Annotated in this window: 11 protein-coding genes; all 11 read right to left on the bottom strand. The window is 72.0% G+C overall.

The features are described from left to right. Nucleotides 1-1,239, bottom strand: a complete 1,239-nt coding sequence (gene coaBC / locus FFT09_RS00355) for a bifunctional phosphopantothenoylcysteine decarboxylase/phosphopantothenate--cysteine ligase CoaBC (protein WP_138381456.1) — start codon at nucleotides 1,237-1,239, stop codon at nucleotides 1-3. Nucleotides 1,240-1,246: 7 nt separating this feature from the next. Beyond that, entirely contained in the window at nucleotides 1,247-1,522 is a 276-nt protein-coding gene (gene rpoZ, locus FFT09_RS00350) for a DNA-directed RNA polymerase subunit omega (RefSeq protein ID WP_024873703.1), read from the bottom strand. Continuing rightward, entirely contained in the window at nucleotides 1,519-2,184 is a 666-nt protein-coding gene (gene gmk, locus FFT09_RS00345) for a guanylate kinase (protein ID WP_081190304.1), read from the bottom strand. Before gmk ends, rpoZ begins: the two co-directional genes overlap by 4 nt. Further along, complete coding sequence (gene mihF, locus FFT09_RS00340; RefSeq protein ID WP_005455668.1) at nucleotides 2,181-2,498, bottom strand: integration host factor, actinobacterial type; 318 nt, start codon at nucleotides 2,496-2,498, stop codon at nucleotides 2,181-2,183. Before mihF ends, gmk begins: the two co-directional genes overlap by 4 nt. Before the next feature lie 304 nt (nucleotides 2,499-2,802). Then, nucleotides 2,803-3,684, bottom strand: coding sequence for an orotidine-5'-phosphate decarboxylase (gene pyrF, locus FFT09_RS00335; RefSeq protein ID WP_138381455.1), 882 nt, complete (start codon nucleotides 3,682-3,684; stop codon nucleotides 2,803-2,805). Further along, a complete protein-coding gene (gene carB, locus FFT09_RS00330; protein WP_081190306.1) occupies nucleotides 3,681-7,016 on the bottom strand; it encodes a carbamoyl-phosphate synthase large subunit in 3,336 nt (1,111 codons plus the stop codon). The genes pyrF and carB overlap by 4 nt, the downstream gene beginning before the upstream one ends. Next, nucleotides 7,000-8,136, bottom strand: coding sequence for a glutamine-hydrolyzing carbamoyl-phosphate synthase small subunit (gene carA / locus FFT09_RS00325; protein ID WP_138381454.1), 1,137 nt, complete (start codon nucleotides 8,134-8,136; stop codon nucleotides 7,000-7,002). Before carA ends, carB begins: the two co-directional genes overlap by 17 nt. Continuing rightward, nucleotides 8,133-8,624: a PH-like domain-containing protein gene (locus tag FFT09_RS00320; RefSeq protein WP_138381453.1), complete on the bottom strand. Its 492-nt coding sequence runs from the start codon at nucleotides 8,622-8,624 to the stop codon at nucleotides 8,133-8,135. The genes carA and FFT09_RS00320 overlap by 4 nt, the downstream gene beginning before the upstream one ends. Continuing rightward, nucleotides 8,624-9,922: a dihydroorotase gene (locus tag FFT09_RS00315; RefSeq protein ID WP_138381452.1), complete on the bottom strand. Its 1,299-nt coding sequence runs from the start codon at nucleotides 9,920-9,922 to the stop codon at nucleotides 8,624-8,626. The genes FFT09_RS00320 and FFT09_RS00315 overlap by 1 nt, the downstream gene beginning before the upstream one ends. Continuing rightward, the gene (locus tag FFT09_RS00310; protein ID WP_024873696.1) at nucleotides 9,919-10,854 is read right to left on the bottom strand and encodes an aspartate carbamoyltransferase catalytic subunit; all 936 of its coding nucleotides are present in this window, start codon (nucleotides 10,852-10,854) and stop codon (nucleotides 9,919-9,921) included. Before FFT09_RS00310 ends, FFT09_RS00315 begins: the two co-directional genes overlap by 4 nt. Further along, nucleotides 10,851-11,432 (bottom strand): bifunctional pyr operon transcriptional regulator/uracil phosphoribosyltransferase PyrR, encoded by a 582-nt coding sequence (pyrR, locus tag FFT09_RS00305; RefSeq protein ID WP_024873695.1) that lies wholly within the window; start codon nucleotides 11,430-11,432, stop codon nucleotides 10,851-10,853. The genes FFT09_RS00310 and pyrR overlap by 4 nt, the downstream gene beginning before the upstream one ends. Between the last annotated feature and the right edge of the window lie 171 nt (nucleotides 11,433-11,603).

Below are 11,603 nucleotides of genomic sequence, written 5' to 3'. Positions count from 1 at the left end.
CTAGTGGCGCGCTCCGGTGTCCCGCACCAGCTCCGCCACGGCGTCCCACACGGTGGCGGCGAGCTCCGACTTGGCACCCAGCGGAATCCGGCGCTCCACACCGTCGGAGGACAGCAACCAGCCGGTGTTGTCGTCCACCTCGAACGCCCTGCCCTCGCCGACGGCGTTGAGCACGAGCAGGTCGACGCCCTTGCGCTTCAGCTTGGCCCTGCCGTGGTCCAGCACCCCGCCGTGCTCGTCCCCGGTCTCGGCCGCGAAACCCACGAGCAGCTGCCCCGGCCTCCGGGTTCGCGCCAGACCGGCCAGCACGTCGGGATTGCGCGTCAGCTCCACCGTGGGCACCGACGTGTCGTCGGTCTTCTTGATCTTGTGCTCGGCGCGCTCGGCGGGACGGAAGTCGGCCACGGCGGCGGCCATGACGACCACGTCCGCGTCGTCGGCCTCGGCCTCCACCGCCACCCGCAACTCTTCCGCCGTCGAGACCCGCACGACCGTCGCCCCGGCCGGGTCGGGCAGCGCCACCGTGTGCGCGGCGACGAGCGTCACCTCCGCACCACGCTGCGCGGCGACCCTGGCCAGCGCGTAGCCCTGCTTGCCCGAGGATCGGTTGCCGAGGAAGCGGACGGGGTCCAGCGGCTCTCGCGTGCCGCCCGCTGAGATGACGACCCGCACGCCCTCCAGATCGCGCGGCAGCGCGGCCGGGCGGGCGAGCAGCAGGCGTGCCACGTCGACGATCTCGCGCGGGTCAGCCAGCCTGCCCTTGCCCGTGTCGGTACCCGTCAGCCGTCCGGCGTCCGGTTCGGTGACCACCGCGCCCCGCGACCGCAGCGACGCCACGTTGTCGCGGGTGGCGGGGTGCTCCCACATCTCGGTGTGCATGGCGGGGAAGAAGGCCACCGGGCAGCGCGCCGTCAACAGCGTGGTGGTGAGCAGGTCGTCCGCGATCCCGTGCGCCGCCCTGGCCAGCAGGTCGGCAGTGGCCGGGACCACCAGCACGAGATCGGCCTCCTGGCCGACCCGCACGTGCTGCACCTCGGGCACGTCGGTGAACACGCCCGTGCGTACGGGGTGACCGGACAGGGCCTCGAAGGTCGCGGCGCCCACGAATCGCAGGGCCGCGTCGGTGGGGACGACCCGGACGTCGTGCCCGGACTCGGTCAGCCCGCGCAGAACCTCGCAGGCCTTGTAGGCGGCGATGCCGCCCCCGACACCGAGGACGACCCGTGGCCGTGTTCCCACCGGCGCGCTACTCGCCTTCGGTGTGTTCGAGCAGTCCCGCGTGGATCTCGCGCAGCGCGATCGACAGCGGCTTCTCCCTCGGGCCCGGCTCCACGAGCGGGCCGACGTACTCGAGCAGTCCCTCGCCGAGCTGCGCGTAGTAGTCGTTGATCTGGCGGGCACGCTTCGCGGAGTAGATCACGAGCGCGTACTTGGAGCTGACCTTCTCGAGGAGGTCGTCGATGGGCGGGTTGGTGATGCCTTCGAGCTGCTCACCCTGCGGGCCCAGCGTAATCGCGGTCACTGACTGTGCTCCGTCTCGTCGCAAACGGTGTTTCGGCCGACCACCAAGCTTAGCAACTCCCGTGCGGCGGCTCGCACGTCGGCGTTCACGACGCGCGCGTCGAACTCCTCCGCCGCGGCCAGCTCGCTCTCGGCCTCCCGCAGCCGCGCCCGCACGGCGTCGTCGTGCTCGGTGCCGCGACCGGTGAGCCTGCCGACCAGGTCCTCCCACGACGGCGGCAGCAGCATCACCAGCTGTGCCTCCGGCATGGCCCTGCGCACCTGCCGCGCGCCCTTGAGCTCGATCTCCAGCACCGCGGGGCGACCCCCGTCCAGCACGCGCTCCACGGGAGCGCGGGGAGTGCCGTAGCGATTGCCCGCGAACTCGGCGTGTTCGAGCAACTCGCCGCCGGTCGCCATGGTTTCGAACGTCTCGGGGTCGACGAAGTGGTAATGCTCGCCGTCGACCTCCCCCGCGCGGGGGGCCCTGGTGGTCACCGAGACGCTGAAGTAGATGTCCGGGCAGAGCCTGCGCAGTTCGGCGACCACGCTTGACTTGCCGACGCCGGACGGGCCCGACACGACGGTGAGCCGGTGCCTGGCGCTCCCGCCCTGCACCGGCTCACCGTTGTCACCGCGACCGGCCGCACCGGCCGCGTTCGAGCCGTGAAGCCGCTCGCTCACTCGCCGCTGAACTCGGCCAGCAGCGCCTTGCGCTGCCTGTCGCCGAGGCCGCGCAGCCGACGACTGGACGCGATCTCCAGGCGCTCCATCGTCTGCTGCGCACGCACCTTGCCCACACCCGGCAGAGCCTCCAGCAGAGCGGAGACCTTCATCTTGCCGAGAACCTCGTCCTCGTCCGCCTGCTTCAACACGTCGGCGAGGGTCGTACCGCCACGCTTGAGCCGCTCCTTGAGCTCCGCGCGAGCGCGACGGGCGGCGGCGGCCTTCTCCAGCGCCGCAGCACGCTGTTCCTCGGTGAGCTGGGGAAGTGCCACGTTTTCCTCCGGTGTTACTCAAAATTCTGGGTGGGTGTGGCGACCGTACCCACCCTCGACCTGGACACTCAATGCGGGGGTGGCGCCGACCGCAGGCGTCACAGACCGGGGCCTGCGACGCGGTGGAACCGCACCACGACTGGACGCCGTGCCACGGCCAGAGACGACCCTACTCACATCAGGTTGCCCGATGTAGGAGTAGTGCGGTTCGACTCTGCCGCTCTGCTGCCGCGCCAAAACCCCTGTGACGCCACGGGTCGTAGCCTAGTGCAAGATCAAAATGCGTTCGGACCTGGGCATGTGTTCACAGTGACCGAGCCGTTTCGACAACGGCGGCCAGCTCGTCGCGGGTACGCCGCACCGCCGTTCGCAGCGCCAGCGGCGAGGGCCCGTGCCGCAGCACGTCGCGGGACGAGGCAGGCAGCACAGCGCCCAGCTCAGGCCCGAACACCCGGCGCAGGTCGCGCGCGGTGGCGCCCTGTGCGCCGAAACCGGGGGCCAGCACGGGCCCGTTCAGCCCGTCCAGCCGCACCTCGCCGGGCTTCACCGTGGCGCCCACCACGACACCGACGTCACCGAGCGGCTCCGCCCCGGCGTTGCGCTCGGCGGCGGCGTCCACAACGGACTGCGCGACGGTGCCGTCCCCGGCCGCCGTGGCGCCCTGAACGGCGTGTCCCTCCGGATTGGACGTCCTCGCGAGGACGAAGACCCCTCGGCCCGTGCGGCGCGCCTGGCTCAGCGCGGGCTCAAGAGAGCCGAAACCGAGGTACGGCGACACCGTGATGGCATCGGCCGCCAGCGGGGCTCCGTCGGCGAGGTAGGCCGCCGCGTAGGCCGCCATGGTGGACCCGATGTCGCCGCGCTTGACGTCGAGCAGGACCAGCGCACCGGCCTGCCGCGCCGTGTCCAGTACGCGCTCCAGCACGGCGATGCCCCGCGCACCGTGGGACTCGAAGAACGCCGACTGCGGTTTGAGCACGGCGACGTGCTCCGCGAGCGCTTCCGTGGCCGTGAGCGCGAACCGTTCGAGCCCGGTCACGTCGGCAGGCAGGTCCCAGGCCGACAGCAGGGACGGGTGCGGATCGACGCCCACGCACAGCGGCCCGCGCGCGGCCATCGCCTCCTCCAGCCGCGCGCCGAAGGCATCGGGGCGCCCGGCCGCCCCGGACGCCACCGGGCCGCTCACGCGCCCGTCACCTCCCGCAGCGCCGCCTGGAGCTCCTGAAGCGAGCGCGCGGAGACGTCACCGCGGATGAGCGCCTCGATGCCGTGGACGGCGGCCGCGGCGCCCTGCACCGTCGTGATGCACGGGATACCCCGCGACACCGCCGCCGTGCGGATCTCGTAGCCGTCGACGCGCGGCCCGCTGTTGCCGTACGGCGTGTTGATGACCATGTCCACGCCGCCGTCGAGGATGACCTCGACGATGTTGGGCTCGTCCGGCTCGCTGCCCTGGTAGTGCTTGCGCACCACCGCGCACTCGATGCCGTTGCGGCGCAGCACCTCGGCGGTTCCCGCCGTGGCGAGCACCGTGAACCCGAGGTCGGCGAGCCGTTTGACGGGGAACACCAGCGAGCGCTTGTCCCGGTTGGCGACGGACACGAACACCGTGCCGTGCGTGGGCAGCGAGCCGTAGGCACCGGCCTGCGACTTCGCGAACGCCTCCCCGAACGACAGGTCGACGCCCATCACCTCGCCCGTGGACTTCATCTCGGGACCGAGCAGCGAGTCCACCCCGTGTCCCTCCCGCGTGCGGAAGCGGTGGAAGGGCAGCACGGCCTCCTTCACCGCCACCGGGGAGCCCACGGGCAGCAGCCCGCCGTCGCCCTCGGCCGGGAGGACACCCCGCTCGCGCAGCCGCGCGATGGACGTGCCGGTCATCAGCAGTGCCGCCGCCTTCGCCAGCGGCACGGCGGTGGCCTTGGACACGAACGGCACGGTGCGCGACGCCCTGGGGTTGGCCTCCAGGACGTAGAGCATGTCGTCCTTGAGCGCGTACTGGACGTTGAGCAGCCCGCGCACCCCGATGCCCCTGGCGATGGCCTCGGTGGAGCGGCGCACCGTCTCCAGGTCGGTCCGGCCCAGCGTGATGGGCGGCAGCGCGCACGCCGAGTCGCCCGAGTGCACCCCGGCCTCCTCGATGTGCTCCATCACGCCACCCAGATACAGCTGCTCGCCGTCGTAGAGCGCGTCGACGTCGATCTCGATGGCGTCGTCGAGGAACCGGTCCACCAGCACCGGGTGCTCGGGCGTGACCTCCGTGGCGCGCTCGATGTAGCCGCGCAGCGACTCCTCGTCGTACACGATCTCCATCCCGCGCCCGCCGAGGACGTAGGACGGCCGCACCAGCACCGGGTAGCCGATCTCGTCGGCGATGCGCCGGGCTCCGTCGAACGACGTCGCCATGCCGTACTTCGGCGCGGGCAGCCCCGCGGCCTGGAGCACGTCGCCGAACGCGCCGCGCTCCTCGGCGAGGTGGATCGCCTCGGGCGCCGTGCCCACGACGGGCACCCCGGCGTCGGCGAGCCGCTGCGCCAGGCCCAGCGGGGTCTGGCCGCCGAGCTGGACGATCACACCGGCGACCTCGCCCGAGGTCTGCTCGGCGTGGACGACCTCCAGCACGTCCTCGAACGTGAGCGGCTCGAAGTACAGCCGGTCGGAGGTGTCGTAGTCGGTGGACACCGTCTCCGGGTTGCAGTTGACCATCACGGCCTCGAACCCGGCATCGCGCAACGCCAGCGCGGCGTGGACGCAGGAGTAGTCGAACTCGATTCCCTGCCCGATGCGGTTCGGGCCGGAGCCCAGGATCAGCACCTTGGGCTTCTCGCGCTGCGGCGCCACCTCCGTCTCGGCGGCGGGGTCGGACTCGTAGGCCGAGTAGTGGTACGGCGTGGTGGCCTCGAACTCGGCGGCGCAGGTGTCCACGGTCTTGAACACGGGCCGGACACCGAGGCGGTGGCGCAGCGACCGCACGCCGTCCTCCCCCGCCAGCTCGGGCCGCAGCGCGGCGAGCTGCCGGTCGGACAGGCCGATCCGCTTCGCGCGCCGCAGCAGGTCCTCGTCCAGCACGGGGGCGTCGCGCACCTGCGCGCCGATCTCGCCGATGTGGCACAGCTGGTCGAGGAACCACGGGTCGATACCGCTGGCCTCGTGGACCTGCTCCACGGTCGCGCCGAGCCGCAGTGCGCGCTCGACGGCGTAGAGGCGGCCCTCGTGCGCGGTGCGCAGTTCCTCCAGCGTGGACTCCCGCGTCGCGCCCTCCGGGTCGGGCCGGGTCCAGAAGCCGACGGCCTTGGTCTCCAGCGACCGCATGGCCTTGCCGAGCGCCTCGGCGAAGCTGCGGCCCATCGACATGGCCTCGCCGACGCTCTTCATCGTCGTGGTCAGCGTCGGGTCGGCGCCGGGGAACTTCTCGAACGCGAACCGGGGCATCTTCACGACGACGTAGTCGAGGGTCGGCTCGAACGAGGCCGGGGTCTTGCCCGTGATGTCGTTGCTGATCTCGTCGAGCGTGTAGCCGATGGCCAGCCGCGCGGCGATCTTGGCGATCGGGAAGCCGGTGGCCTTCGACGCCAGCGCCGACGACCGCGACACCCTCGGGTTCATCTCGATGACGACCATGCGGCCGTCGCGCGGATTGATCGCGAACTGGATGTTGCAGCCGCCCGTGTCCACGCCGACCTCGCGCAGCACCGCGATGCCCACGTCCCGCATGTGCTGGTACTCGCGGTCGGTCAGCGTCATCGCGGGCGCGACCGTGACCGAGTCGCCCGTGTGGACGCCCATCGGGTCGACGTTCTCGATGGAGCACACGACCACCACGTTGTCGTGGCGGTCGCGCATCAGCTCCAGCTCGTACTCCTTCCAGCCGAGCACGCTCTCCTCGATGAGCACCTCGGTGACCGGGCTCTCCTCCAGCCCGAACGAGGCCATACGCTCGAGGTCGTCCTCGGTGTGCGCCATGCCGGAGCCGAGCCCGCCCATCGTGAAGGACGGGCGGATGACGACGGGCAGGCCCAGGTCGGCCACCGTCTCGCGGACCTCGGCCATCGAGTGACACACCGCGCTGCGCGGCACGCCGCCGCCGATGGCGCGGACGATGTCCTTGAACTTCTGCCGGTCCTCCCCGCGCTGGATGGCGTCGATGTCGGCGCCGATCAGCTCGATGCCGTACTTCTCCAGCACGCCACGCTCGTGCAGCGCCACCGCGCAGTTCAGCGCCGTCTGGCCGCCCAGGGTGGCCAGCAGCGAGTCGATCGGCCTGCCCTTCTCCTGCTCGGCGACGATGACCTTCTCGACGAACTCCGGGGTCACGGGCTCGACGTAGGTCGAGTCGGCGAACTCCGGGTCGGTCATGATCGTGGCGGGGTTGGAGTTCACCAGGCTCACGCGCAGGCCCTCCGCGCGCAGCACGCGGCACGCCTGGGTGCCGGAGTAGTCGAACTCCGCGGCCTGGCCGATGACGATCGGTCCCGACCCGATCACGAGCACGTGCTCGATGTCACTGCGCTTGGGCATGGCGGGCCTCCAGGAGGGTCACGAACTCGTCGAACAGGGGCGCCGCGTCGTGCGGGCCGGCGGCGGCCTCGGGGTGGTACTGCACCGAGAACGCGGGCACGTCGGCACAGCGCAGCCCCTCCACCGTGCCGTCGTTGGCGCAGTAGTGGCTGACCCGCGCCTTGCCGAACGGCGAGTCGAAGTGCTGTCCCGGCTCGCCCTCCAGGGCGAACCCGTGGTTCTGCGCGGTGATCGCCACCCTGCCGGTCGCGGCGTCGAGCACGGGGATGTTGATACCCCGGTGCCCGAACCGCATCTTGTAGGTGGACAGTCCCAGCGCCCTGCCGAGGATCTGGTTGCCGAAGCAGATGCCGAACAACGGCAGCTCGCGGCCCAGCACGCCGCGGGTCAGCTCGATGGCCTCACGCTGGGTCTCGGGGTCGCCGGGCCCGTTGGACAGGAACACGCCGTGCGGGTCGACGGCGAGGACGTCGTCCAGCGTGCTTGTCGCGGGCAGGACGTGCAGCTCGACGCCGCGTGCCGCCAGCTGGCGCGGCGTGTTGGACTTGATGCCCAGATCCAGGGCGGCCACCCGGAACCGCGCGGGCCCCTGCGCGGGCACGACGTACGGCGCGGCGGTCGTCACCTCGCCCGCGAGGTCGGCCCCCGCCATCGCGGGGCCCTCCCGGACCTGCCGCACCAGCTCGTCGTCGGCGGCCAGCGCGTCACCGGAGAAGACCCCGGCGCGCATGGCGCCGTGCTCCCGGATGTGCCGGGTGAGGGTGCGCGTGTCGACCTCGGCGATGCCCACGACACCCTGGTCGGCCAGCGCGTCGTCCAGCGAGCGCGTCGACCGCCAGTTCGACGGCACCCGCGCCGGGTCGCGCACGACGTAGCCCGCGACCCAGATCCGGTCGGACTCGTCGTCCTCGTCGTTCCAGCCGGTGTTGCCGATCTGCGGCGCCGTCTGCACCACGATCTGCCGGTGGTACGACGGGTCGGTCAGCGTCTCCTGGTAACCGGTCATGCCGGTGCAGAACACCGCCTCGCCGAGGGTGCGCCCCTGCGCGCCGTACGCCGTTCCCCGGAAGATCCGGCCGTCCTCCAGCACCAGCGCGGCGGCCGTGTGCGTGCCGGTCATACCTGCGCACCTCCCTTGACCTGCTCGATCCACTTCGGGTAGACGGAGAGGTCGTCGCCGCGCAGCCCGGTGTCGAGTTCCACGTCGCCGATCCGCCACGTGAACACCAACAGGCTGTCGGTACCCATCACCTTGCCCGCCATTCCTTTCGCCGTGCCGACCGAGATCACGGACTCCCTGGGGATCCAGAACCCGGGGGCGCCGCTGCGTTCGATCTCGACACCGTCGTCGTAGAGCCGCACCACGGCCGGTCCGCGCATCCCCGCGCCGCGGGTCACGATGCGGTCCTGCCAGTGGCCCGCCGTCGTCGTGCTGACGTAGATGCCGCGGGTCACCAGCGCCGGTGTACCGGGATCGGCCGGCACCTCCGGGAAGGGCGGCACGCGCACGCTCTGCGCGCGGGCCCTGCGCCGCCAGCCCCGCCACATGCCGTAGAGGCACAGGGCGAAGAACGCGACGCACAGCAGTGTCAGCAGCAGCCTGTCCATTACACAATCTTCCCTTCGCGCGCGGTGACGCGCCCGCGTAGCAGCGTGGCGCTCACCACGGCAGGCAGCCGGAGCCCCTCGTAGGGGGTGTTCGAGGCACGGCTCGCCAGCGCGTCTCCGCGCACGGTCCACTCCGCGTCCTCGTCGATCAGCACGAGGTTCGCGGGCTCCCCGACCGCGACGGGCCTGCCCTGGTCCGGCAGCCCCGCGATCTCGGCGGGCCGCTCACTCAGCACGCGCGCCACACCGCGCCAGTCGAGCAGGCCCGGCCGGACCATCGTCTCCACGACCACCGACAGCGCGGTCTGCAGGCCGAGCATGCCCGGCCGCGCCGCCGCCCACTCGCAGTCCTTGTCCTGCGGCGCGTGGGGCGCGTGGTCGGTCGCCACGCAGTCGATCACCCCGTCGGCCAGCGCCCGGCGCATCCGCTGGGCGTCCGCCTCGGTGCGCAGCGGCGGGTTGACCTTGTTGACGGGATCGAAGCCGGTCAACCGCTCGTCGGTGAGCAGCAGGTGGTGGGGCGTGACCTCGGCCGACACCTGGGTGCCCTGGTCCTTGGCCCAGCGCAGCACGTCCACCGTGCCGTCGGCCGAGACGTGGCAGACGTGCAGCCGCGCCCGGGCGTGCCGGGCGAGCACGCAGTCGCGCGCGACGATCGATTCCTCGGCCGAGGCGGGCCAGCCCGGATAGCCCAGCCGCGCGGCACGCTCGCCCTCGTGAGCCTGCGCGCCCACCGTGAGCCGGGGGTCCTCGGCGTGCTGGGCCACCACGACGCCGAGCGAGGTGGAGTACTCCAGCGCCCTGCGCATCAGCAGCGGGTCGGCGACGCAGTGGCCGTCGTCGGAGAACATCCGCACCCGCGCGGCCGAGGCCGCCATGGTGCCCATCTCCGCCAGCCGCTGCCCCGCGAGACCCACGGTGACGGCACCCACCGGATGCACGTCCACCAGGCCCGTCTCCCGACCCCTGCGCCAGACGTGGTCGGTGATCACGGCGTTGTCGGCGACCGGGTCGGTGTTGGCCATCGCGAACACCGCCGTGTAGCCGCCGAGCGCGGCGGCGGCCGAGCCGGTCTCGATCGTCTCGGTGTCCTCCCGGCCCGGTTCCCGCAGGTGGGTGTGCAGATCGACGAAGCCGGGCAGCAGCACCCGCCCCTGGCCCTCGATCACCTCGGTGTCCCGGGCGGCCTCCAGGCCGGGCCCCAGTTCCACGATCACACCGTCGGCGATCAGCACGTCGACGGGCTCACCCGTGCCGTACGGCCTGACCCGCCGCAGCAGGACGTCGTTGGTCGTCACGCGTCGTCGCCTCCGTCTCCCGCGAGCAGGTGGTACAGCACCGCCATCCGCACATGAACCCCGTTGCGGACCTGTTCGGTGATCGCCGCGTTCGGGGCGTCGGCCACGGCCGACGCGATCTCCATGCCCCGCAGCATCGGGCCGGGGTGGAGCACGACGGCGTGCTCCGGCAGCGCCGAGGCCCTGGTCTCGTTCAGCCCATAGGCGATCGAGTACTCCCGGGCGGACGGGAAGAACCCGCCGTGCATGCGCTCGGCCTGCACGCGCAGCATCATCACCGCGTCGGCCGAGGGCAGAGCCGCGTCGAGATCGTGGGTCACGCTCACCGGCCACGCCGCCACCCCCACCGGCAGCAGCGTCGGCGGCGCGACCAGGGTCACCTCCGCCCCGAGCAGCGCCAGCAGGTGCACGTTGGAACGTGCGACGCGGCTGTGCAGCACGTCGCCGACGATCACGATGCGCCGTCCCGCCAGATCCCCGAGCCGCTCCCGCAGGGTGGCGGCGTCGAGCAGTGCCTGCGTCGGATGCTCGTGCGTGCCGTCGCCCGCGTTGACCACCGACGTCCCCGCATCGGAGAGCCAGTTGGCCAGCCGGTGCGGCGCACCCGAGGCGGGATGCCGCGCCACCACGCAGTCGGCACCGGCGGCGGCCAGTGTCAGCGCGGTGTCGCGCAGCGACTCCCCCTTGCCGACCGACGATCCGCCCGCCGAGACGTTGACCACGTCGGCACTCATCCACTTGCCCGCGATCTCGAAGGACACCCGGGTGCGCGTGGAGTTCTCGTAGAAGAGGGTCACCACCGTGCGCCCGCGCAGCGTGGGCAGCTTACGCACCTCCCTGCCCAGCAGCGTGCGCTTGAGCTCGTCGGCGGTGTCGAGCACCGCCGTCGCCGTGTCGGCGTCGAGGCCGTCGGTGGACAGCAGGTGCCTCATCGGCGCTCCCCCAGCAGCACGGCGTCCCGGCCGTCGATCTCGTCGAGCAGCACGGAGACGTCCTCGGATCGGGAGGTGGGCACGTTCTTGCCCACGTAGTCGGCCCGGATGGGCAGTTCGCGGTGGCCGCGGTCCACCAGGACCGCGAGCTGCACCGCGCGGGGCCGCCCGTGATCACGCAGCGCGTCGAGCGCGGCCCGGATCGTGCGGCCGGAGAAGAGCACGTCGTCGACCAGGATCACCACGCGGTCGTCGACACCGCTGTCGGGCAGCTGGGTCTGGGCGAGCGGGCGCGTCGGCCGTCGCCGGAGGTCGTCGCGGTAGAGCGTGATGTCGAGGGTGCCCAGCGGCACCGTCACGTCGGCGAAGTCGCTGATCCGCGCGCCGAGCCTCGTCGCGAGCGGCGCCCCGCGGGTGGGGATGCCCAGCAACACGGGTGGCGGCATGTCCTCGGCACCGAGCGCGGTTTTCTCGATGACCTGATGGGCCATTCGGGCGATGGTGCGCGCGACGTCTCCGGCCGAAAGCAGCTCGCGCCGCCCCGCCGGTCCGGTCGCGCCACGTGGTCGTGACGCCACGGTCCGTCTCCTTCCCCGCCTCACGGGACGGGTCCTTAAAGGATGTCTTTTTCGCCGTCTTCGCAGGCGAACCGTGTTGACGGTAGCAGGGCGACGACCTCGCCCTTACGGGTGGTCTGTCTCGGTGAGTAACCCCAGGCGGCGATGATCTGCTTGACCTGGTGACGACAA

Origin of the sequence: Saccharomonospora piscinae, assembly GCF_005862235.1 — a bacterium.
In the GTDB taxonomy this organism is placed as follows: Bacteria; Actinomycetota; Actinomycetes; order Mycobacteriales; family Pseudonocardiaceae; genus Saccharomonospora; species Saccharomonospora piscinae.
This window is presented reverse-complemented; position numbering and strand designations above follow the sequence as displayed.

Excerpts from the sequence above, each read along its gene's own strand:
- FFT09_RS00320 (WP_138381453.1), bottom strand. The coding sequence starts at position 8,624 with ATGGACAGGCTGCTGCTGACACTGCTGTGCGTCGCGTTCTTCGCCCTG.
- carB (WP_081190306.1), bottom strand. The coding sequence starts at position 7,016 with ATGCCCAAGCGCAGTGACATCGAGCACGTGCTCGTGATCGGGTCGGGA.
- FFT09_RS00310 (WP_024873696.1), bottom strand. The coding sequence starts at position 10,854 with ATGAGGCACCTGCTGTCCACCGACGGCCTCGACGCCGACACGGCGACG.
- carA (WP_138381454.1), bottom strand. The coding sequence starts at position 8,136 with ATGACCGGCACGCACACGGCCGCCGCGCTGGTGCTGGAGGACGGCCGG.